Origin of the sequence: Pseudomonas sp. PP3 (assembly GCF_905336995.1) — a bacterium.
Taxonomy (GTDB): Bacteria; Pseudomonadota; Gammaproteobacteria; order Pseudomonadales; family Pseudomonadaceae; genus Aquipseudomonas; species Aquipseudomonas reinekei.
Genome location: NZ_HG995459.1, coordinates 414,421 through 437,198 on the forward strand (window position 1 = coordinate 414,421; position 22,778 = coordinate 437,198).

Here is a 22,778-nt window from a genome sequence, read left to right on the forward strand (position 1 = left end):
CGCGAGACAATAGGTTGTTGCTCGCCCGACTCGGTCCGGCGTTACGTCTATTGGGCAGGAATCAGCCATGCCCGTGCTTGAGTGATCGTGGTCGAATTGAATGGGCCCGACGAGTTCAGAAGGCTGCGCGAGATATATTGATCAGCAATCCGATTGAGTACAGCGTTAAAGCCCGTGGGATTCGTCGACTCGCGTAATTCGAGTATTGCCTTGTTTAGCAGCTTGACGTTCGAATCAGGTTGGCCATGACGGTATAGGGAGGGATAGATCACTTCACGGATGAAGTTTTCGGCCTTGGTCTTGATATCGCGCACTCCCATATCCTCGATCGCCCGAGTCATCACCACGGATTTGGGTCCTGCCAGCTGGGCATCCATGCGTTTAACGGCTTGTAGCAGCTCCATGTAATCTGCAGCGTTTCCATGGTTGAGTTTATTTGCCAGCCATTCAATTTTCCCCGACCTGTCGGCGAGTTGATCAAGGCGGTCGATGGCAACGTTCAGTGGAGCAGTAAGGTCGAGCTTGTCGGAACCGGTGGCTTTCGCTTCGATCAGGGCCTGGCTTAACTCGGCCAATGTCTGATGAGCAGCTTGGCGGAACTGGATGACTTCCGCGCAACCCGGATCGTTTTGCAGTTTATTCGCCGCCGCCTCGAACAATCGGTCATCGAGGGCGAGCAAGGCGCCGCCGATTGAATTGAACGTGTAGGTTTCGCTGCTCTCACGGTGCCGCAGGTGTTCACCCACCGCATTTTCCAGTTTTTGCTGCAGGTGGTTCTTGTGTTCCAGTGGCATGCTGAAGTTGACGGTGCCGTTTAACGTCGTCGTAAAGTCCCCTTCTCTTGTCTTCAATGGAACGATGACTGTCTGCTTATCAAAGGCTTTAATGCCGCTCGCTTCTAGTGCGTCCTGCGCCGCGTAGTTCACACCGAGGAATCTATCGACGATGTTCGAGCCCAGTGTTCCACGATCTTTTTTGGTGCCGCCATTGCCGCTCTCGAACTTGAGAATCAACTGATCGTGTTCGGGAATCGAGCTCATCGGAAATTGCAGTTCGTAAAGGTCCGCGACCGGGGTGTTGAGCATGATTCCGCCGTCCTGGAAGGCGGTCAGCTCAGCGTCAGTCTGGAAGGGCAATCCCTGTTCGGAAGGCTGCTGGAAAACAACGGGCAGCGAGCCTGAAATATGGGCGGCGCGGGCCACGTCCATATCCGGAGTCAGGCTGGCGTTGAACACCACCATTTGTGGCCGGTCGTCGAGCATGGCGGTTCCGGTGATATGCAGTAGCTTGATTTCCGGCATCTCCTTGCTCAGTGTCGCCAGATCACCAAATGTCACATAGCCTTTGGTTTTTATGTGTTCCACGCAGTCTCTTGTTTCTTGGGAAAGCTGTCGTTGTGGGTCGCCAGAGGCCTGTTTGAAGCGCGACTGAGTCGATTCCACCATTTTCTCGTGAAGCAGTTCTTCCAATGGTTCGGCTTTGGACTGAAGGCGAGGCATCAGATCGAACAACAGGCGTCCTATGTTGCCAGTCTTTCCCGGGATCTTGGCGATGCCTTTGCCAATCGCGGAACTGACTTGCTGTATCGGTCCAAGAACCTTGTTGTGACTGTCTAGCAGCGCTACGAGGTTGGTCTCGTCCGACATCTTGTCGAAGTCTGCGTGAGTCATGCCGCTGGCCAGAAACGCTGCCGAAATAGCGCCGGCCGATGAGCCGGAAATGCTTTTTATTTTGCCCAGCGCCCCATGATCTTCCATTGATTTGACCATCCCTGCGAACGCCACGCCCTTTGCACCGCCGCCGCTAAGTACCAGATGTTCGATGGCAGGGCGCTTGAGGTCCATTTCGACCACCCCATCTGAAAACTGACGGATCGTCAGCTTCCGGTCGCCCAGGGATTGCACCAGTATTTCAGAACTGCCTTGGCCGATTCGAATGTTATCCCGCTTGAAATCACTCCAATCACTGGGGTCCGGTGCTGTCGGTGTGCTACCTCCCTGGATGGCTGAAGAGCGGGGTGTGGGCATTGTCGAGTTGAAAGTGATCATGGATGCCTCCTCCTTTGAGAACGATTGCGGAGGTCGTACTTTAGGAGACTCGAGGACGCCAGAGTGCGTGGTGAAATGAGATGAGACACATGGCTGGAACCGCATCGAGAAGTGGCGGTGCAAGGCTGAAAGGCCCTGGAGTGGGCCTTTCAGCTGGGCATCAAAAGCGCGGTGTAAGGGGCTGAGGAAACTTCATACGGCTCGCGTCCGAATTGGCCGGGTCCTTCATTCCGGTTTTCTCGTCGCGATTTAACCGGCCATTTCTGGCGCAGCGGCATTGCGCCGTTGCAGATAAATGAAAAACAGGGCGGTCAGCACGGTCAGGCCGCTGACCAGGGCGCCGGTCCAGGGCAGGTCCGCGAGGTCTGCGCCGCTGGCTACGACCAATCCGCCAATCCAGGCGCCCGCCGCGTTGCCGAGGTTGAAGGCGCTTTGGTTCAGCGTCGAGCCAAGGTTCGGTGCTTCATGGGCTTGATCGATGATCAGCAGTTGCAGGATCGGGCACAGGGCAAACGCGAAAATGCCCCATAGCACCAGGGTGATCGCTGCCGGGACAACCGAATGGCTGGTCTGGCTGAACGCAGCCAGGACCACCACCACGGCCAATGCCATGCCGACCAGTGAAGGTAACAGGCGACTGTCAGCCAAGCGTCCGCCGAGCATGCTGCCCGCGGTCAGGCCCACGCCGAACAACAGGAGCATGATCGTCACGCCATGGGGACTGACACCGGTGATGTCCTGGAGGATCGGCGCGATATAGGTGAATACGCTGAACAGGCTGGTCGAAGCCAATACGCTCATGCCCAGGGCCAACAGCACGTTGGCCTTGCCCAGCACTTTGAATTCGCTGGCGAGATTGGCTTTATCCATTGTGATGTTTTTCGGCAACCAGACCCATTGAGCAATGGCGGCGATGACACCGATGACCGACACCGCCCAGAACGTCGAGCGCCAGCCGGCGTACTGTCCGAGTGCGGTCCCCAGGGGTACGCCCAGTACATTGGCGAGGGTCAGGCCGGTGAACATCATGGCAATCGCCTGGGCGCGTTTGTTCGGTGCGACCAGGCCGGCGGCTACAACCGAACCAATGCCGAAGAAAGCTCCATGACACAGCGCCGTCACCACTCGGGCGGCCATCAGCGTGGCGTAATTCGGTGCCAGGGCGCAGAGCATGTTGCCGAGAATGAACATCAGCGTCATGCCCAGCAGCGTGGCTTTGCGTGGCATGTTGGCGGTGCCGACCGCGAGGATCGGCGCGCCGAACACCACGCCCAGGGCGTAGCCGGTGATCAGCAGCCCGGCGTGGGGAATGCTCACGGCAAGGTCGCGGGCGACATCGGGGAGCAGGCCCATGATGACGAATTCAGTGGTGCCGATGCCGAACGCGGCAACAGCGAGGGCAAGCAAAGCGAGTGGCATGCGCAAGGTCTCTGTCGGTAGTCTTGACGCTTTGATCAGGCATACGCATGCCGGGGGCTGTTCTCGATGAGAGCAGGCCAAGGCAGTTTTTATTGGAATTAGTCTGTGTGCAGCTGAGTGTGGCGTGGTCGCTTGCAGTATAAACAGCCACTGACATATGGCGAATCAATTCTCTACCAAAAAGGAGTGTGCCGTGCTTGCGACGGCTTTGGTGTTGGTGGCGGCGCTGTTGCACGCGGCGTGGAATACCCTGATCAAATTCAGTGCCGAACGGCTGTTGGTCGTGGCCTGCATGGACAGCGTGGCTCTGTTGTTTGTCGTGGTGATGTTGCCGTTCGTGGCGTTGCCGCCGCTGGATATCTGGCCGTGGATTCTGGCCTCGGCGGCATTCGAGTTGCTCTACCGCTATTTACTTATCCAGGCGTATCGGGTCGGTGACCTCGGGCTGGTCTATCCGCTGATGCGCGGGCTGTCACCTCTGGTGGTGCTGGCGCTGACGCTGATCTTTGCGGGTGAGGTGCTGACCAACCAGCAGATCTTCGGGATCCTGTTGATCCCGCTCGGCATGCTGTGCCTGCTTTGGCAGGGCGGCGGCGGTGCCCGCCTGCCGTGGTCGATGCTGCCAGTGGTGGCGTTGATCGGCCTGTGCATCGGTTGCTACACCTTCATCGACGGTCAGGCGCTGCGGCGTTGGTCACACCCGCTGGATTATCTGGTCTGGGTGACGCTGCTCAGCGCCTGGCCGTTTCCCTTGTTGGCTTGGGTGCGGAAGCGGCCAGCGTTCAGGTTGTTCTGGCGCGAACAGTGGCGGCTAGGGTTGGCGGTCGGGTTTTGCGTGTTGTTCAGCTACGCTCTGGTGCTGTGGGCCATGCAGTTGGGGTCGATTGCAGAAGCGGCGGCGTTGCGCGAGATCAGCGTGATACTGGTCGTGCTGTTTGGCATGCGCTACCTGAAAGAACCTTTTGGCGGACCGCGCCTCTTAGCTTGTGGGCTGGTCTTGATCGGCATATTGGTCATGAAATTTTGACCACTCTGAAACGTGAAAAAGGGACTGTTTAATGAATGTTGCTCTGTGGTGCATTTTGATCGCGATTTTCCTGCCCTACATCTGCACGGGCATCGCCAAGGCCAGTGGCGGGTATCGTCTGAGTGACAACCATGACCCCCGGGACTTTCTCGAGTCACTCAATGGTTTGGCCCGGCGCGCGCATGCGGCGCAACTGAACAGTTTTGAAGTGACTCCGGCGTTCGCGGCGGCAGTGATCGTTGCGCATCTGGCGGGCAATGCGGAATTGGTGACGATCAATGTGTTGGCGGTGCTGTTCATCACCAGTCGGCTGTTGTACATCATTTGCTATCTGGCGGACTGGGCGATTTTGCGGTCGTTGGTATGGTTTGTGGGGATGGGCTTGATCGTCAGCTTTTTTGTGGTGTCGGTCTGAAAGAGCGGCGCTGAAAAAGTAGACCCGTAGGAGCCGGCCTGCCGGCTCCTGCAAATCTCACGGGTTCACGGGTTATTTTTCTGCATCCGGGACCTGCGGCACTTGTGGCAACGCCGCGCCCTTTGGCCACAGCATCCAGATCTGCCCCTGTTGCTTCATGTCCCCAGCCAATTGCCCGGCAGCCTCGCCCGTGCCCCAAAACAGGTCGGCACGTACTTCGCCGGCAATCGCACCGCCGGTGTCCTGTGCCGCCACCGGCCGAACCAGCGCAGTACCGTCCGGCTTGGTGGTGGATAACCACAGCAGGCTGCCCAGCGGAATCACTTTGCGATCCACTGCGGCGCTGTAGCCAGCCGTCAGCGGTACGTTGAGCGAGCCGCGCGGGCCTTCATTGCTGTCCGGGTTACGGGTGAAGAACACATAGCTCGGGTTGCTGCCGAGCAGTTCCGGAATGCGTGAAGGATTGGCCTTCGCCCAGTCGCTGATTGCGCCCATGGTCACGTCTTCTTTCTTCAACTCACCTTGCTCCACCAGCCAGCGGCCGATGGGGCGATACGGGTGGCCGTTCTGGTCGGCGTAAGCGATGCGCAGTTGACGACCACTGTCGAGCTGGATGCGACCGGAACCCTGGATTTGCAGGAATTGCAGGTTCATCGGATCGGTCAGCCAGGCCACTACGGGAGCCTTGACTCCTTTGGATTCGATTGTCGCGGCATCGTCGTACGGCTTGAGCACGCGGCCTTCGAGTCGACCGCGCAGGCGCTTGCCTTTGAGTTCCGGGTAAATGCTGTCGAGGGAGACGATAATCATGTCTTCCGGGACGCCATACACCGGCACATTGGCAACGCTGGTTTGGGTCAGGCTGCCGGGGTAGACCGGTTCGTAGTAACCGGTGATCAAGCCGTTGGGATTGTCGTTGGCAGCGCGCAGGCCGTAGACATCGAGGTTCTGCTTGAGAAAGCCGCGAATCTCACTGGCGGTTTGCGGCACATTGGCGGCCGCGGCGCAGGTGCCGCCCCAGACCGGGTCGGCCTTGAGCCGGTTGCACGCGCTGCGCCACGAACCGAAACCGGCGACGAGGTCGCTATCGGACACCGCCGGCAGGGCGTCCCATGTGGCGCTGGAGTAAGTGGCCAACGCATGGGTTTTCGGTTGTTGCTTGTCGCCACCGGTGCAGCCTGCGAGCAGGGCTACCATCGGCAGGGTCCAGGTCAGGCTGTGGCGCCATGCCTTGAAACGGCTGTTCATGGAGTGATTCCTTTGCCGGTTGCCTGAGTGCTCCATGCGCTCATACAACCCGTATTGATAATAGGGCTATTGGTGTTTGCCGAGGACGCGGGGATACTGGCCGCCGTTTCCCGTGACCTGAAGCCACCATGACTCTTAAAAGACTTTCTGTTGTATTGCTGGCCTGCCTGACGTTGTCCGCTTGTGGCGGTGTCGACCCCAATTCGCCGCTGGGTCAGCGCAAGGCCATTTTCAAGCAAATGCTCAAGACCGGCGAAGACCTGGGTGGCATGTTGCGTGGCCGTATTCCATTCGACGGGGCGAAATTCGCGGACGGCGCGGTGAAGCTCGACGCGTTGTCCCATGAGCCGTGGAAGCACTTTCTACAAGTGCGTGAAGAAGACCATACCAGCGCCACGAGCGATGTCTGGGAAAAACAGGCCCGCTTTCAGGAGTTGGCTCGCACCCTCGAAGCCGCCACCGGTGAATTGGTGATTGCCAGCAAGCTCCAGCCCTACAAGGCCAGTAACCTGGGGCCGGCGGTGCAGAAGGTCGAAGACGCCTGTAGTGCCTGCCATAAAGAGTTTCGGGATCATTGATTGACACAATTGTGGCGAGGGAGCTTGCTCCCGCTCGGCTGCAAAGCAGTCGTAAACCGATCAACGCGGTCTGTCTGACTAACCGCGGTGGCTGGTTTTGGGGTCGCTTCGCAACCCAGCGGGAGCGAGCTCCCTCGCCACAAAATGCGCTTCACGCCATCAGCCCGGAGCGTCTTACTTATCCAGCTCGTCCACGGCTTCCTGCAATTCCTTGCGGGACTCGGCGAGTTTGTCCTTACGCTTGTTGATCTTCTCGGGGTCGCCTTTTTTCATGGCCTTGTCGAGGTCGGCCTGACGCTGGCTGACTTCGTGCTTGGCTTCGAGCACCTTGTTTTCCCGTTCCTTTTTCAGCGAGGCGTCGGTGCAGTGGGCAGTGACCTCGCTGAGGGCCTTTTCCAGGCCGGCCTGCTGGTCGGCATTGCCGTGGGATTTGGCCAGCTCGATCTGGTTGATGATGCCTTGTTTCTTGGCCGCGCAGCCGGTCAGGCCTGGCGCGTCTTCCGCGGCCATCAATGGAGCGGCCATTACGCTGCAAAGGGTCAACAGGGCCAGCGGTGAAAGAAATTTCATAAAAGCTCCATGTGAAAAGGCAATCTTGTCGATGCGGCGATGGCTTGTTTGAGCCCATCGGTACTATTGGGTTCCCGGTTCGGCGGGTGTCGGCGGTTGCTTGAACCCGTCAATGCCTGCCTCACCCAGTGTTGCGCTCAAAGCCAGGACCTGCGGGTCGCGGAAAAATGCAGTTAACTGCGCCGCGCGCCCCGGGCCGATGCCCGGTTCGGCCTGCCATTGTTGAATGTCCCGTTGTGCCAGTGCCTGCCATGACCCGCCCAACTGCGCCTGCCCCGTAGGCGGTAGCCCCAAGGCTTTCAGCCAGCGGGCGAAAGGTCGTTGCCGGGCAGCGTGAAAACTGTTCATCAGTCGAGCAGCGCTGCGCTCGCCGAAACCATCAATGTTAGCAAGCTCTTGAACATCAAGGGTCAACCAATCCAGAAGACTGTTCAGGCGACCTGTTGCAAGAAGTTTTTCCCATGTACCAGGGCCGACGTGGGGCAGGGCCAGACCCTGTTTGCCGCTGAGCCAGGTCAGGCGTGCGAGAAACTGTTGCTCGCAGTCTGGTGACGGCAGCCAGCAACTCAATGAATGAAAGCCCTGCGCCTGCGGCACGCGGATTTCCACCCTTTCGCTGCTGCGTAACACCACACTGTCGAGCCTCGGAATGGTCAGGCCGGCCAGGCTGATGGCGACCTGATCCCCAGGGCGGATGTCCAGTGCCTGCCAGCGTTGCAAAGAACTCACGCTGACTCGCTGGATTTGTCGGTCATCGAGCATCACCGGCGAAAGCTCCAGCACGGGGGTGATCCGCCCGGTCCGGCCAATCTTGAAGCTCACCTTGCGTACTTCGGCCATGGCCTGGGCGAAGGGATATTTCCAGGCGACGCTCCAGTCAGGCGGTTTGGCCTGCCAACGGTCAGCAGGGGGGCGTTTGCCCTGGCGCAAGACGATTCCGTCGCTGGCAAAGGGCAGGGGCGAGCGGTACCAGTGCTCGCGCCAGCGTTCGGCGTCGGAGAAGGCATCGATCGCCTGGTTGAAAACCGCGGTATCCGCAAAGCCCAGCTCATGGAGCTTGGCGATGCGATCCGGCAAGTGCGCAGGGCCTTCAGGCCACTCCCAGACAAACAGGCCGACCCCGGCGGCTTGTTCGGCGCTCAACCGTTTGCGAGCCATCAAGCCGGCGACCGTGGCGCGAGCGTTGAGGCTGCCGGCCCGGGACTGCACGTGATCGGTCAGGTGCCAGTAGAGTTCGCCTTGCACCAACAGGTCCAGCGGTTGGGACAGGTGTTGGGGGATAGCAGGCATCCGGCGTGCCGAAGAGGTCCAGTCCTGGCCCTGGGTGCCGTCGCCGCGACTGATGGCCTGGGTCAGCAAGCCCTGGCGATAAATCAGGGTCACTGCCACGCCGTCCACCTTGGGCTGTGCCCAGACATCCGTACGGCCGCGCAGCCAGTTTTCGACAGCTTGCGCATCGCGCAATTTGTCCAGGCCGGTATGGGCGACGGGGTGCGCGAGTGTGCCGCGCGCAGTGCGTAGCGGGTTTGCGGTGGTGCTCACATTGAAGCACTGGCGCCATTCATTGAGCCGTGCACGGGACTGATCGTAGAGTTCGTCGGCGACCAGGGAGCGACCTTGGCGGTGATAGTTGTCGTCCCAGAGGTCTATTTGCTTTTGCAGTGCGGTGATTTCGTTTGAGGCACGATCGGGGAGCCAGTCGGGGCATTGGGCGGCGTCCGCACTCAAGCCGGCAAAACCCAGTACAAAAATGAAAATCAGGCGCAGGTTAGAAGGCATCGCGAGCTTCCTTGCTCAATGAGTTGCCTGAAGATTAGGAAGGATTTGCGAGGTTGCCCGGGCGGGTGTTTTTCAGTGTGTTTCGATACTGGAAGGTCGAAAGATCGTCCGAACGCTGCCCGTCGCGCTTCTGTGGCCACCCACAAAAAAGCCCCGCACGGCGAACCGTGCGGGGCTTTTGCTACCGCCAGGGAAGACTTACAGGCCGGCTGCGGAGCGCAGGTCGTCAGCGCGGTCGGTTTTTTCCCAGGTGAACGTGGTGAAGGTGTCGTCACCCACAGTCTTGGTAGCCGGGGTGCGACCGAAGTGGCCGTACGCAGCGGTTTCCTGGTACATCGGGTGCAGCAGGTCGAGCATGGTGGTGATCGCGTATGGACGCAGGTCAAACACGTCGCGGACCAGTTTGACGATCTTGTCGTCGCTGATCTTGCCGGTACCGAAGGTGTTCAGCGAGATCGAAGTCGGCTGAGCAACACCGATCGCGTAGGAAACCTGGATCTCGCAGCGCTCGGCCAGGCCGGCAGCGACGATGTTCTTGGCCACGTAACGACCGGCGTAGGCGGCCGAACGGTCAACCTTCGATGGATCCTTACCGGAGAACGCGCCGCCACCATGGCGAGCCATGCCGCCGTAGCTGTCGACGATGATCTTGCGACCGGTCAGGCCGCAGTCGCCCACCGGGCCACCGATGATGAACTGGCCCGTCGGGTTGATGTGGAACTGGGTGTCCTTGGACAGCAGTTCGGCAGGCAGCACGTGCTTGACGATCAGCTCCATCACGCCTTCGCGCAGGTCGTTGTACGACACGTCCGGGTTGTGCTGGGTCGACAGAACAACGGCGTCGATACCGACTACCTTGCCGCCTTCGTAACGGCAGGTCACTTGCGACTTGGCATCCGGACGCAGCCATGGCAGCAGGCCGGATTTGCGGGCTTCGGCTTGCCTTTGAACAAGCTGGTGCGAGAACGTGATCGGTGCCGGCATCAGCACGTCGGTTTCGTTGCTGGCGTAGCCGAACATCAGGCCCTGGTCGCCGGCGCCCTGATCTTCAGGCTTGGCACGGTCGACACCCTGGTTGATGTCAGGGGACTGCTTGCCGATGATGTTCATCACGCCGCAGGTCGCGCCGTCGAAGCCAACGTCGGAGCTGTTGTAGCCAATGTCGGTGATCACGTCACGAACGATCTGCTCCAGGTCGACCCAGGCCGTGGTGGTGACTTCGCCGGCGATGATGGCAACGCCCGTTTTCACCAGAGTCTCGCACGCCACACGGGCGAACTTGTCTTCAGCAATGATGGCGTCCAGCACCGCATCAGAAATCTGGTCGGCGATTTTGTCCGGATGCCCTTCAGACACGGACTCGGAGGTGAAAAGGGAGTATTCGCTCATCTCGATGTTTTCCTGAATTTACCGATGGTGAGTGTCGCCAGGTGGTCGCTGAAAATGGCGGACCTGAATCTGGAAACCATTACGTAAGCCTACATACAGGCTTTCCCCGGGAGCGAGTCCCGCAGCGGTGGCCCAGCGGGCCAGATCGTCCTGTTCAAACCCCAGCCAGAGATCACCGCAGGCCTCCTTGGCCCAACTCTGGTTGTGGCTACATAACTCTGTTACTAACAGGCTGCCGCCTGGTTGCAGCAATTTGGCCATGTGCTTGAGCGCATCGGCCGGTGCGGCAAAATGGTGCAGCACCATGTTCAATACAACGCAATCAGCCTTGAGGCTGACGCCGTTCAATGCATCGGCGAGTTGCAGGCTGACGTTCGTCAGCGATTCGCGCTCACAAACTTCGCGTGCCAGCTCAAGCATCGCCGGGCTGTTATCCACAGCGGTGACCTGGGAGAAACGACTGGACAGTTCCGGTAGAAACGCACCGTCACCGGGGCCGACTTCGATGGCCGTGCTGCCTTCACCGAAACCCAGCTTGTCGAGCAACGCCAGCACGCTGTCGCGGTACTGCGGCAGGCCGGCGATCAAATCTTGCTGGGCGCGAAATTTCTCCGCCACCCGGGCGAAGAAGTCCTGGCTGGCCGCAGCCCGTTGCCCGTGTACCTGGGCGATCCGTGCCTGGACTTCGACCGGCAAGCTCAGCTCATCCACTTCTTCGAGCAAGGCTGCGTGCAATTTGCCGCCCAGCAGCTCGGTGTGGGGCAGGGCGCGACGGTAAAAAATCGCGTTGCCTTCACGGCGGGTCGCCACCAGGTCGGCCTGGGCCAGTACCTTGAGGTGGTGACTCATGCCCGACTGGCCAATGCCGAAGATTTGCGCCAGTTCCAGCACGCCAAACGAATCGTTGGCCAGCGCACGCAAAACATTCAGGCGTAGAGGATCGCCGCCGGCCTTGCACAGGGCCGCCAGCTCATCGCAATCGTCATGTCGAATGGAAGGCATGCGTAAATTCATAAGGCCGGCAGTCTAGTCACGCACTGGAAGCATCGCAAGAGCAATATCAAAAAGTTTTGATATTGCACGATAGATGGCACTTCTTAACGTTAGCTTCAGTCAACAAACGAACGGCGGAAAGGTTTCACCAGGCGAAACCCTGGTAATCCATTGGAAAAACGCCTCCAGATGACTATCTGTCATTGCCCCGAGGCGTCCGTGTGAGGGAAAATGCTCGCCTTTTTTCCGTTTCATTTTTATCACTCTCGATTCAGAACCCGCAGGAGAACAGCGATGCCTAGCCGTCGTGAGCGTGCCAACGCCATTCGTGCCCTCAGCATGGATGCCGTGCAAAAAGCCAACAGCGGCCATCCCGGTGCCCCTATGGGTATGGCAGATATCGCCGAAGTGCTTTGGCGCGACTACCTCAAGCACAACCCAAGCAATCCATCGTTCGCTGACCGTGACCGCTTCGTGCTGTCCAACGGTCACGGCTCGATGTTGATCTATTCGCTGCTGCACCTGACCGGCTACGACCTGTCGATCGAAGACCTGAAGCAGTTCCGCCAGCTGCACAGCCGCACGCCGGGTCACCCGGAGCTCGGTTACACCCCGGGCGTTGAAACCACCACCGGTCCGCTGGGCCAAGGCCTGGCCAACGCCGTGGGTTTTGCCCTGGCTGAAAAGGTCCTGGCGGCGCAGTTCAACCGTCCTGGCCACAACATCGTCGACCACCACACCTACGTATTCCTGGGTGATGGCTGCATGATGGAAGGCATTTCCCATGAAGTCGCTTCCCTGGCCGGTACTTTGGGCCTGGGCAAACTGATTGCCTTCTACGATGACAACGGCATCTCCATCGATGGTGAAGTCGAAGGCTGGTTCACCGACGACACCCCGAAGCGTTTTGAATCCTACAACTGGCAAGTGATCCGCAATGTCGACGGTCACGACCCGGAAGAGATCAAGACCGCGATCGAGACTGCGCGCAAAAGCGAGCAGCCGACCCTGATCTGCTGCAAAACCACCATCGGCTTCGGCTCGCCGAACAAGCAAGGCAAGGAAGACTGCCACGGCGCCCCACTGGGTGATGCGGAAATCGCCCTGACCCGCGCTGCGCTGAAGTGGAACCACGGCCCGTTCGAAATCCCGGCCGACATCTACGCCGAGTGGGACGCCAAGGAAGCCGGCCGCGCGGTCGAAGCCGAGTGGGACCAGCGTTTCGCTGCCTACGCCGCCGCCTTCCCGAGCGAAGCCAACGAACTGGTGCGTCGCCTGAGCGGCGAACTGCCGGCCGACTTCTCCGAGAAGGCTGAAGCCTACATCGCCGAAGTCGCGGCCAAGGGCGAAACCATCGCCAGCCGTAAAGCCAGCCAGAACGCCCTGAACGCGTTCGGCCCGCTGCTGCCTGAGTTCCTTGGCGGTTCGGCTGACCTGGCCGGTTCCAACCTGACCCTGTGGAAAGGTTGCAAAGGCGTCACCGCCGAAGACGCCAGCGGCAACTACATGTACTACGGCGTGCGCGAATTCGGCATGACCGCGATCATGAACGGCGTTGCCCTGCACGGCGGCCTGGTGCCTTACGGCGCGACCTTCCTGATGTTCATGGAATACGCTCGCAATGCGGTGCGCATGTCTGCCCTGATGAAGCAACGTGTGATCCACGTCTACACCCACGACTCCATCGGTCTGGGCGAAGACGGCCCGACTCACCAGCCAATCGAGCAACTGGCCAGCCTGCGCTGCACACCGAACCTCGACACCTGGCGTCCAGCTGATGCCGTTGAGTCGGCCGTGGCCTGGAAAAACGCCCTGGAGCGCAAGGACGGTCCTTCGGCCCTGATCTTCTCGCGTCAGAACCTGCAGCACCAAACCCGTGACGCCGGCCAGATCGCCGACATCAGCCGTGGCGGTTATGTGCTCAAGGACTGCGCAGGCGAGCCTGAACTGATCCTCATTGCCACCGGTTCGGAAGTGGGTCTGGCTGTTCAGGCTTTCGACAAGCTGACCGAGCAAGGCCGCAACGTGCGTGTGGTTTCCATGCCGTGCACCAGCGTGTTCGATGCCCAGGACGCCGGCTACAAGCAATCGGTTCTGCCTTTGCAGGTCAGCGCCCGTATCGCCATCGAAGCCGCTCACGCGGACTACTGGTACAAGTACGTGGGCCTGGAAGGTCGCGTCATCGGCATGACCACCTACGGCGAGTCGGCGCCTGCGCCTGCCTTGTTCGAAGAGTTCGGCTTCACCCTGGAAAACATCCTGGGTCAGGCTGAAGAGCTGCTGGAAGACTGATCCAGAAGATGTGTCGTCTGATCTGACGCCATCGCTGGCAAGCCAGCTCCCACAGGAATCTCCAGTGAACACAGATCTTGTGAACACCAGAAAACCTGTGGGAGCGGGCTTGCCCGCGATAGCGGTAGTTCAGGCGATGCTGCACTATCGGATTCACCACGGTAATCGAGAACCCAATGCCTCAACCGCGTCCCTACAAAGTTGCACTCAACGGCTACGGCCGGATTGGTCGTTGCGTCTTGCGTGCGTTGTTCGAGCGAGGCTCGTCGGCCGGGTTTGAAATTGTCGCGATCAATGATCTGGCCGACATGGCCAGCATCGAATACCTGACACGCTTCGACTCCACTCACGGGCGTTTCCCCGGGGAAGTGAAGGTCGACGGCGATTGTCTGCATATTAATGGCGACTGCGTGAAGGTCCTGCGCAGTGCCACCCCCGAAGGCATCGATTGGGCGTCGTTGGACGTCGATCTGGTGCTGGAGTGCTCCGGCGCTTATCACACCCGTGAAGACGGCCAGCGCTTCCTCGACGCCGGCGCGCCACGGGTGCTGTTTTCCCAGCCGATGGCCAGCGAGGCGGATGTCGACGCCACCATCGTCTATGGCGTGAACCAGGATTGCCTGACCGGCGACGAGCTGCTGGTGTCCAACGCGTCCTGCACCACCAATTGCGGCGTGCCGCTGTTGCGTCTGCTGGATCAGGCGATTGGCCTGGAGTACGTGTCGATCACCACCATCCACTCGGCGATGAACGATCAGCCGGTGATCGATGCCTATCACCACGAAGATCTGCGCCGTACCCGCTCGGCGTTTCAGTCGGTGATCCCAGTGTCCACTGGTCTGGCGCGGGGCATCGAGCGCCTGTTGCCGGAACTTGCCGGACGAATTCAGGCCAAAGCCGTACGTGTGCCGACGGTCAACGTGTCTTGCCTCGACATTACGATGCAGACCGTCAGCGATACCGACGCCGTGGAGGTCAACCGGATCCTGCGTGAGGCGGCTACCAGCGGCCCGCTCAAAGGGCTGTTGGCCTACACCGAGCTTCCCCATGCAAGCTGTGATTTCAACCATGACCCACATTCGGCGATCGTCGATGCCAGTCAGACCCGTGTTTCCGGCCCAAGGCTGGTGAACATCCTGGCCTGGTTCGACAACGAATGGGGTTTTGCCAACCGAATGCTGGACGTTGCAGATCACTATCTGCAAACAGCGACTTCAAAAAAACCTGCTCTCTAAGATCAGCTACTCAGGAAATGCGACCCATGACCGTGTTGAAGATGTCCGACCTCGATCTGCAAGGTAAGCGCGTATTGATCCGCGAAGACCTCAACGTCCCAGTCAAGGACGGTGTTGTCACCAGCGATGCGCGAATCCTGGCTTCGCTGCCGACCATCAAGCTGGCCCTGGAAAAAGGCGCGGCCGTGATGGTCTGCTCGCACCTTGGCCGTCCGACCGAAGGCGAGTTCTCGGCCGAGAACAGCCTCAAGCCAGTCGCCGACTACCTGAGCAAGGCCCTGGGCCGTGAAGTGCCGCTGGTGACCGATTACCTGGGCGGCGTTGACGTCAAGGCCGGCGACATCGTGCTGTTTGAAAACGTGCGCTTCAACAAAGGCGAGAAGAAGAACGCCGACGACCTGGCCAAGCAATACGCCGCCCTGTGCGACGTATTCGTGATGGACGCTTTCGGCACCGCTCACCGTGCCGAGGGTTCGACCCACGGCGTGGCCAAGTTCGCCAAAGTCGCCGCGGCCGGTCCGCTGCTGGCTGCCGAGCTGGACGCACTGGGCAAAGCCCTCGGCGCCCCGGCCCAGCCAATGGCCGCCATCGTTGCCGGTTCCAAGGTCTCGACCAAACTCGACGTGCTGAACAGCCTGAGCCAGATCTGCAACCAGTTGATCGTCGGCGGCGGCATTGCCAACACTTTCCTGGCCGCTGCCGGTCACCCGGTCGGCAAATCGCTGTACGAGCCGGACCTGCTGGACACCGCTCGCGCCATCGCCGCCAAAGTCAGCGTGCCATTGCCGGTAGACGTGGTGGTTGCCAAGGAATTCGCCGAAAGCGCAGCAGCGACCGTCAAACTGATCGCTGACGTTGCTGCCGACGACATGATCCTCGACATCGGCCCGCAGACCGCTGCCCACTTCGCCGAGCTGCTGAAGTCGTCGAAAACCATCCTGTGGAACGGCCCGGTCGGCGTGTTCGAATTCGACCAGTTCGGTAACGGCACCAAAGTGTTGGCCCAGGCCATTGCCGACAGCGCGGCGTTCTCCATCGCTGGCGGCGGCGACACGCTGGCAGCCATCGATAAGTATGGCGTTGCTGAGCAGATCTCCTACATTTCTACCGGCGGCGGCGCGTTCCTCGAATTCGTCGAAGGCAAAGTGTTGCCAGCCGTTGAAGTCCTGGAAAGCCGGGCCAAGGCCTGAGGCCGCCCGTTTGACCAGGCAAGGGAGTGTTCTTATGGTCAAGTCGTTAGCGTTGTTGATCGTCGCGGGTTCGCTGGCGGCTTGCGGGAGTAACCCGAAAGCCACCCCGGAGCCTGCGCCGACGGCGCCCCAGAACGGTTGCTACCAGGCCGACTGGCAGGCGGAAACCAATCCGGTGCTCAACAAGCGCTCAGGGCCTGATGGTCTGGACAAATACGAGACACAGACCCCTGCCAAGGAACATGGTTGTCCTTGACGGGTCTGACTCTTTACTCAGGGCTGTTGGCGTGCGCCGTCAGCCGAGGAACACGGATGAAAGGTTTTATCGCCGTTGCGGCGCTGGCACTGCTGGCAGGATGCGCCAACTTGAACCCGTTCCAGTCGTCCGCCCCGGCGGATAACTGGACCACGTGGACCTGCGACAGTCAGGCCAAAGTGCTCTGGCGTTATACCGATGACAGCCGCACGCAAGTCGATGTACGCCTGGGTGGCGCCGATCAGGTCTATCGCCTGAAGGAAGAACCGGGCGCGTCGGGTTCGCTGTACAGCGACAACATGCTGGCGTTTCACATAAACGGTGAGGAAGGCCTGGTTTACTGGGTCGCCACCAATGATTTGATTGGGCGTGGCTGTAAGGCGCAATAAAACTCCGGCCGCTGGGCTGTTGTGGCGAGGGAGCTTGCTTCCGCTGGAGCGCGAAGCGGTCCCGATCAGGTTCGCCGGATGACGACTGCTTCGCAGCCGAGCGCGAGCAAGCTCGCTCGCCACAGGGTTTTTTGTAGTTCTTGAGATTTTGGTAACACCGAATTCGCAGTCCGGGCCAACCCCCGATCTGCAATAACTTGAATAGCCGCCGCCGCTCCGGCAGGCTGGCACGATTAACGACCCTCAACCGGGAGAGACACACACAATGGCACTTATCAGCATGCGCCAGATGTTGGACCACGCAGCCGAGTTCGGCTACGGCGTTCCAGCTTTCAACGTCAACAACCTTGAGCAGATGCGCGCCATCATGGAAGCCGCTGACAAGACTGACTCCCCGGTGATCGTCCAGGCTTCGGCCGGTGCTCGCAAATACGCCGGCGCGCCGTTCCTGCGTCACCTGATCCTGGCAGCCATCGAAGAATTCCCGCACATCCCGGTGTGCATGCACCAGGACCACGGCACCAGCCCTGACGTCTGCCAGCGCTCCATTCAACTGGGCTTCAGCTCGGTGATGATGGACGGTTCCCTGGGCGAAGACGGCAAGACCCCGACCGACTACGACTACAACGTCCGCGTTACCCAGCAAACCGTAGCCATGGCTCACGCCTGCGGCGTTTCGGTAGAAGGTGAGCTGGGCTGCCTGGGTTCGCTGGAAACCGGTATGGCCGGTGAAGAAGACGGCATCGGCGCCGAAGGCGTTCTGGATCACAGCCAGATGCTGACTGACCCGGAAGAAGCCGCCGATTTCGTAAAACGCACCCAGGTGGATGCCCTGGCCATCGCCATCGGCACCAGCCACGGCGCCTACAAGTTCACCAAGCCACCTACCGGCGACGTGCTGGCGATCGACCGCATCAAAGAGATCCACAAGCGCATTCCGAACACTCACCTGGTGATGCACGGTTCGTCTTCGGTACCACAAGAGTGGCTGGCGATCATCAACCAGTACGGCGGCGACATCAAAGAAACCTACGGCGTACCGGTTGAAGAAATCGTCGAAGGCATCAAGCACGGCGTGCGCAAGGTCAACATCGACACCGACCTGCGCCTGGCGTCCACTGGCGCAATGCGTCGCCTGATGGCCACCAACCCGAGCGAATTCGACCCACGTAAATTCTTCGGCGCCACCGTCACCGCCATGCGCGACGTGTGCATCGCTCGTTACGAAGCCTTCGGCACCGCCGGCAACGCTTCGAAGATCAAGGCGATCTCGCTGGAAGGCATGTATCAGCGTTACCTCAAAGGTGAGTTGAACGCCAAGGTCAACTAAGACTTCAGCGTTTGAATTGCATGAAAAACCCGCCGAGAGGCGGGTTTTTTTGTGGGCGCAGGTCTGCCTATTTATCGTGATCGATATCCAGCTTGCTAAATGTCACTTTCCCGCCTTCACTGGTGTACCCGGTGTTGTCCTGCACATACACCCCGGCTTTGAAATACAACGGTTTGTCCCGCCAGGTAGCGCTGATGTTGGTGTCCCACTGGTAACCCGCGCCACTGACGCCCAGTGCGCCACCGGGGCTCAGGTGGATGAGGTAGTTGAATTCACGATTGAGCTTGACGCCGGTGGCGAGGGTGATGACCCGGCTTTCGGCGTCGGTTGGGTGCATTCTGACTTTAATGACGAGGTTGCCGGTTTCGCTGCTGGTCTTGTATTGGTATTCGAGTTTGACCATCGGTTTCTGGCTGTTGTAAGCGTGAATCTGGCCGATGACGATCTTGCCGGAACTCGGCACCTGGTTCACCGTGAGGGTGGCGCGCAGCAAGTTGTCGGCATCCGGGTAATACCAGTTGCGCAGCGTGCCGTTGCTGTAGGTCTCGCGCAGTTCAGTGCGTGGGTAGATTGCGTTTTCGGTTTTGGAGCCGGTCACTGGCGACCAGAAAAACAGCACGCCGGTATCTGAATGGAAGTATTGATCCTTGAAGCCGTTCACCAGTTTGGAGGTCTCAACAGTGTAGGGCGGGCTGCCGACGGGAACGCTGAGGTTCCAGGTTGCGAGGTCGATCATAAAATAGCTTCCACAGATTATGCTGCACGCACGTGCCAGAAGCTCTAGCACGCGCCTTGGAGGGCGGTCTTTATAAGCGCAGGTGGCGGCTTTGTTAATGTCGGACCGACAAATGGATGACGTCAAAATCCTGTTAAAAGGCCATCTTTCCCGTTTTTAGCGGCTTGCAGAGGCGACCGTTAGTCGGCGAATTAACCCTTTAGTTAGGTGATGGCGTACTGACAGCTTCTGATTTTGTTGATCCCGGTCTAGAGTGAAGGCACAGTAATTGTCCGGTTTTCACGAGAAACCGGCCTGACGTCCCGAATAGAGAAGCAGCATGGAATGCGCGCACCCCCCGCCAATTGAAGGCAACTCAACGTTATTAATCGTCGATGATTACCCTGAAAACCTGATCAGCATGCGCGCGTTGTTGCAGCGCCAGGACTGGCACGTCATCACCGCGGCCTCGGGTTTCGAGGCGCTCAGTCTGTTGCTTGAACACGATATCGACCTGGTGCTGCTGGATGTGCAGATGCCGGGCATGGACGGGTTCGAAGTCGCGCGGCTGATGCGAGGCAGCCAACGGACACGGCTGACGCCGATTATTTTCCTGACCGCCAACGAACAGTCCCAGGACGCCGTGATCAAGGGCTATGCCAGTGGCGCCGTGGATTACCTGTTCAAACCGTTCGACCCGCAGATTCTCAAGCCCAAGGTCCAGGCGTTGCTGGAGCACCAGCGCAATCGCCGTGCCTTGCAGCGCCTGAGCCACGATCTGGAGGTCGCGCGCGCCTTCAACGCCTCGGTGCTGGACAACGCCGCCGAAGGCATCCTGGTGGTGGACGAGGACGGTCTGATCCGCTTCGCCAACCCGGCGATGTCGCGCCTGCTCAGTGCCACGGTGCAGGAGCTGCAAGGCAAGGAATTTCTGGATTACCTGCAAAAGCCGCACATTCCGGTGTGGGCCGATTCGGACTTGCTGGCCGGCTACAAACGCGGTGAGACATTGCGCCTGCACGACGCGTTGTTGCGAACCGCCCCCGGCCAACAGGTGCCCGTGGCATTGTCCTGCGCTCCCTTGTCTGCCGAGCAGCATGCGATGGTGGTCACCGTGCTGGACATGTCGGTGGTGCGCCACTTGCACCAGCAACTTGAATTCCAGGCGGTGACCGATCCGCTGACCGGGTTGCTCAACCGCCGGGGTTTCTACCAGACCGTGGAAAACCTGCTGTTGCGTGGTGAGCGAACCGACAGTGCCTGGGTCCTGATGTACCTCGATCTCGATGGTTTCAAGCGGGTCAATGATTCCCTCGGCCACGATGCCGGTGATCGGGTGTTGCGCTGGGTCTCCGAGCAGTTGAAGGCCTGCTTGCGGCCCTTCGACATTCTGGCGCGCATGGGCGGCGACGAATTCACCGCGTTGCTGGATCTGGAGTTCCCCGAGCAAGCGGCCAAGATCGCCGAGAAGCTGATTGAGCGCGTATCGATCTGCCAGCAGATCGATGGTCTGGATATCGCGCTGGGCGCGAGCATCGGCATTGCCACGTTCCCGGATTGCGGTGCCAATCTGGACGGCTTGCTGCGGGCTTCGGACATCGCGATGTACGAAGCCAAGCGCGCCGGTCGCCAGCAGTATCGTTTTTACGATCATGAAATGAATGGCCGGGCTCGCTCACGGCTGATGCTTGAAGAAAGCGTGCGCGACGCTATCGAGAACCGTGATTTCAACCTGGTTTATCAGCCCCAGGTGGCCATTGCCGACGGCCGGATTCGCGGCTTTGAAGCACTCTTGCGCTGGCAGCATCCGAGCGTCGGCGACGTGCCGCCGGGGCTGTTTTTGCCGTTGCTGGAAGAGGCGCGGTTGATCAGTCGCTTGGGCAGCTGGATTTATCAACGCAGTGCCGGGCAGCGCAAAGCCTGGGAAGCCCTGTTTGCCGAAGATCTGGTGCTGGGCGTCAGCTTGAGCAGCACGCAGTTCGCCATGCCTAACCTGGTCACCGAATTGCGTCAGGTGTTGGAGCGTCATGGTTTGCAGGCGCGTCACCTGGAAGTCGAAGTGACGGAAGAAGCCTTGACGCTCAACCCCGAAGAAACCCGTAAACAGCTGCGTTTGCTGCGTAATCTCGGGGTCAGGGTCGCGCTGGATGATTTCGGTTCCGGCCCGTGCTCACTGTCCCATTTACGCGACCTGGAACTGGACACGCTCAAGCTTGACCGGCATTTGATCGCTCGCCTGCCCGAGTCTTCACGGGACGCGGCGCTGGTACGCAATGTGATTGAGTTGTGCAAGCAGTACGGCATGCTGGTGATCGCCGAAGGGGTGGAAACCGTCGCGCAATATCAGTGGCTGCAAGCCAATGGCTGCGAGTATGTGCAGGGCTTCCTCGTGGCGCGTCCGATGATGGCCGAAGACACCGGCCACTTCGCGCAGCCGTTCGACTGGAGCGCGTTGACCGGTTGAATTCGCTACACTGGCGACCTGTTCATGATCTGTGTTGCCGCTGCGATGACTGCGTTGAAATACCTCCAGGCCTATCCCGCTTCCTTGCAGGACCAAGTGCGCCAGATGATCGCCGAAGGTCGGCTGGGCGAGTACTTGAGCAAGCGCTATCCGGACCAGCACGGCGTGCAGAGTGACAAAGCGCTGTACACCTACGCGCTGGACCTCAAGCAGGAATACCTGCGCAACGCCCCGGCCATCGACAAGGTGCTGTTCGACAACCGCCTGGACCTGACGCACCGCGCCCTCGGATTGCACACCACCATCTCCCGGGTGCAGGGCGGCAAGCTCAAGGCAAAAAAGGAAATCCGCATCGCTTCACTGTTCAAGGAAGCGCCTTCGGACTTTCTGAAGATGATCGTGGTGCACGAGTTGGCGCACTTCAAAGAGTCCGATCACAACAAGGCATTCTACAAACTGTGCGAACACATGCTGCCGGGGTATCACCAGGTGGAGTTTGATGTGCGGGTGTACCTGACGTGGCGGGACATGCAATAAAAGATCTTCCGAATAACAAGAGGCACAGGGATGGACGTGAGCAAGACCAAGAGCAGCTTCTACCGCCGCTTGTACGTGGCGTACCTGATCGATAGCGGCCTGGCCAGCAGTGTTCCGGCGCTGACCGAGGTCACCGGCATGCCCCGTCGCACAGCCCAGGACACCCTCGCGGCGCTGGCCGACCTGGATATCGTTTGCGAATTCGAGCAGGAAGAAGGCGCGCGCAACCATGCCGGCCGCTACCGGATTCGCGACTGGGGGGCGATTGATCGGGGGTGGATCGAGCGTAATTTGCGGCAGATAAAAAACGTGTTGGAGTATCCCTGAGTTTCTCGCTACCAGTGCTGACGCTATCGCGGGCAAGCCCGCTCCCACAGGTTCCGAGGCGGGTTGCAAATTTGCGCTGCGCTCGCGATCACTGTGGGAGCTGGCTTGCCGGCGATAGCGTCCTCAGGAACGCCGCATGCCAATGTGAGGAATGCCATCCTCGACATACGCCTCACCCGCCACCACAAACCCGTACCGCCCGTAATACCCCTGCAAATGCGCCTGCGCCGAAAGATACACCGGCATGTCCGGCCAGCGCTTTTCGGTCTGCTTCAATGCCTGAGCCATCAGCTCATGGCCGAGCCCGGTGCCCCGCGCCTGTGCGGCAATGATCACCCGGCCGATCACCACATCGCCGCCCTGCAGCTCAGGGTCGAGCAAGCGCAGGTACGCCACGAGGCGATCGCCGTCCCACGCCATCAGATGGCAGGTATCGCCTTCCAGATCCTGGCCATCGATGTCCTGATAAATGCACTTTTGCTCGACGACGAACACCTCGCTGCGCAGCTGCAAAATGGCATACAGCTGTTCTTTGCCCAGATCACTGTGGTGTTTGCAGACCCAACTGATTGTCATG

At 59.7% G+C, this 22,778-nt stretch carries 21 protein-coding genes; 12 read left to right on the forward strand and 9 right to left on the reverse strand.

All coding sequences use genetic code 11. The features are described 5' to 3' along the window. Window positions 1–47 precede the first annotated feature (47 nt). Together KHO07_RS01895 and KHO07_RS01900 are read right to left on the reverse strand one after the other, a co-directional pair. Complete coding sequence (locus KHO07_RS01895; protein ID WP_212626340.1) at window positions 48–2,048, reverse strand: patatin-like phospholipase family protein; 2,001 nt, start codon at window positions 2,046–2,048, stop codon at window positions 48–50. A gap of 249 nt (window positions 2,049–2,297) precedes the next feature. After that, window positions 2,298–3,467: an MFS transporter gene (locus KHO07_RS01900; RefSeq protein ID WP_212626341.1), complete on the reverse strand. Its 1,170-nt coding sequence runs from the start codon at window positions 3,465–3,467 to the stop codon at window positions 2,298–2,300. A gap of 193 nt (window positions 3,468–3,660) precedes the next feature. Here KHO07_RS01900 and KHO07_RS01905 point away from each other — a divergent pair, with 193 nt between their 5' ends. Then, entirely contained in the window at window positions 3,661–4,494 is an 834-nt protein-coding gene (locus KHO07_RS01905) for an EamA family transporter (protein ID WP_212626342.1), read from the forward strand. Window positions 4,495–4,525: 31 nt separating this feature from the next. Continuing rightward, a complete protein-coding gene (locus KHO07_RS01910; RefSeq protein ID WP_150734195.1) occupies window positions 4,526–4,909 on the forward strand; it encodes an MAPEG family protein in 384 nt (127 codons plus the stop codon). A 72-nt stretch (window positions 4,910–4,981) separates the two neighbouring features. Here the strand turns inward: KHO07_RS01910 and KHO07_RS01915 are convergent, their stop codons facing one another. Further along, entirely contained in the window at window positions 4,982–6,157 is a 1,176-nt protein-coding gene (locus tag KHO07_RS01915; protein WP_212626343.1) for an MltA domain-containing protein, read from the reverse strand. A gap of 128 nt (window positions 6,158–6,285) precedes the next feature. On the opposite strand from KHO07_RS01915, the gene KHO07_RS01920 reads away from it, so the two are divergent. Further along, on the forward strand, window positions 6,286–6,735 hold the full coding sequence (locus tag KHO07_RS01920) for a cytochrome c (protein ID WP_212626344.1): 450 nt from the start codon (window positions 6,286–6,288) through the stop codon (window positions 6,733–6,735). Between the two features lie 174 nt (window positions 6,736–6,909). On the opposite strand, the gene KHO07_RS01925 is transcribed toward KHO07_RS01920, so the two are convergent. From KHO07_RS01925 to KHO07_RS01940, 4 genes are all read right to left on the reverse strand, one after another. Next, on the reverse strand, window positions 6,910–7,305 hold the full coding sequence (locus KHO07_RS01925) for a DUF1090 domain-containing protein (protein WP_075946267.1): 396 nt from the start codon (window positions 7,303–7,305) through the stop codon (window positions 6,910–6,912). Window positions 7,306–7,368: 63 nt separating this feature from the next. Next, the gene (ligB, locus tag KHO07_RS01930) at window positions 7,369–9,084 is read right to left on the reverse strand and encodes an NAD-dependent DNA ligase LigB (protein ID WP_212626345.1); all 1,716 of its coding nucleotides are present in this window, start codon (window positions 9,082–9,084) and stop codon (window positions 7,369–7,371) included. 198 nt (window positions 9,085–9,282) lie between these two features. Next, window positions 9,283–10,473 (reverse strand): methionine adenosyltransferase, encoded by a 1,191-nt coding sequence (metK, locus tag KHO07_RS01935; RefSeq protein ID WP_150734198.1) that lies wholly within the window; start codon window positions 10,471–10,473, stop codon window positions 9,283–9,285. Window positions 10,474–10,491: 18 nt separating this feature from the next. Beyond that, window positions 10,492–11,487, reverse strand: coding sequence for a metalloregulator ArsR/SmtB family transcription factor (locus tag KHO07_RS01940; RefSeq protein WP_212626346.1), 996 nt, complete (start codon window positions 11,485–11,487; stop codon window positions 10,492–10,494). A gap of 273 nt (window positions 11,488–11,760) precedes the next feature. Between KHO07_RS01940 and tkt the strand changes: the two genes are divergently transcribed. From tkt to fba, 6 genes are all read left to right on the forward strand, one after another. Then, a complete protein-coding gene (tkt, locus tag KHO07_RS01945; protein ID WP_212626347.1) occupies window positions 11,761–13,758 on the forward strand; it encodes a transketolase in 1,998 nt (665 codons plus the stop codon). Window positions 13,759–13,934: 176 nt separating this feature from the next. Continuing rightward, window positions 13,935–14,993: an erythrose-4-phosphate dehydrogenase gene (gene epd / locus KHO07_RS01950; RefSeq protein WP_150734201.1), complete on the forward strand. Its 1,059-nt coding sequence runs from the start codon at window positions 13,935–13,937 to the stop codon at window positions 14,991–14,993. Window positions 14,994–15,019: 26 nt separating this feature from the next. Continuing rightward, window positions 15,020–16,183 (forward strand): phosphoglycerate kinase, encoded by a 1,164-nt coding sequence (locus tag KHO07_RS01955; protein WP_150734202.1) that lies wholly within the window; start codon window positions 15,020–15,022, stop codon window positions 16,181–16,183. A gap of 34 nt (window positions 16,184–16,217) precedes the next feature. Continuing rightward, complete coding sequence (locus KHO07_RS01960) at window positions 16,218–16,439, forward strand: hypothetical protein (protein WP_150734203.1); 222 nt, start codon at window positions 16,218–16,220, stop codon at window positions 16,437–16,439. A gap of 56 nt (window positions 16,440–16,495) precedes the next feature. Continuing rightward, complete coding sequence (locus tag KHO07_RS01965) at window positions 16,496–16,828, forward strand: MliC family protein (protein WP_150734204.1); 333 nt, start codon at window positions 16,496–16,498, stop codon at window positions 16,826–16,828. A 265-nt stretch (window positions 16,829–17,093) separates the two neighbouring features. Further along, a complete protein-coding gene (fba, locus tag KHO07_RS01970; protein ID WP_007981624.1) occupies window positions 17,094–18,158 on the forward strand; it encodes a class II fructose-bisphosphate aldolase in 1,065 nt (354 codons plus the stop codon). Between the two features lie 67 nt (window positions 18,159–18,225). Here the strand turns inward: fba and KHO07_RS01975 are convergent, their stop codons facing one another. Next, window positions 18,226–18,894: a polysaccharide lyase family 7 protein gene (locus KHO07_RS01975; RefSeq protein WP_150734205.1), complete on the reverse strand. Its 669-nt coding sequence runs from the start codon at window positions 18,892–18,894 to the stop codon at window positions 18,226–18,228. 319 nt (window positions 18,895–19,213) lie between these two features. Between KHO07_RS01975 and KHO07_RS01980 the strand changes: the two genes are divergently transcribed. The 3 genes from KHO07_RS01980 to KHO07_RS01990 are packed head-to-tail and all read left to right on the forward strand — an operon-like array spanning window position 19,214 to window position 22,201. Continuing rightward, complete coding sequence (locus tag KHO07_RS01980; RefSeq protein ID WP_212626348.1) at window positions 19,214–21,337, forward strand: EAL domain-containing protein; 2,124 nt, start codon at window positions 19,214–19,216, stop codon at window positions 21,335–21,337. A 45-nt stretch (window positions 21,338–21,382) separates the two neighbouring features. Further along, on the forward strand, window positions 21,383–21,874 hold the full coding sequence (locus KHO07_RS01985) for a M48 family metallopeptidase (protein WP_212627582.1): 492 nt from the start codon (window positions 21,383–21,385) through the stop codon (window positions 21,872–21,874). Between the two features lie 30 nt (window positions 21,875–21,904). Continuing rightward, a complete protein-coding gene (locus tag KHO07_RS01990; protein WP_150734207.1) occupies window positions 21,905–22,201 on the forward strand; it encodes a winged helix-turn-helix domain-containing protein in 297 nt (98 codons plus the stop codon). A 123-nt stretch (window positions 22,202–22,324) separates the two neighbouring features. Here KHO07_RS01990 and KHO07_RS01995 read toward each other — a convergent pair whose 3' ends face one another. Beyond that, the gene (locus tag KHO07_RS01995; RefSeq protein ID WP_150734208.1) at window positions 22,325–22,777 is read right to left on the reverse strand and encodes a GNAT family N-acetyltransferase; all 453 of its coding nucleotides are present in this window, start codon (window positions 22,775–22,777) and stop codon (window positions 22,325–22,327) included. Window position 22,778 lies beyond the last annotated feature (1 nt).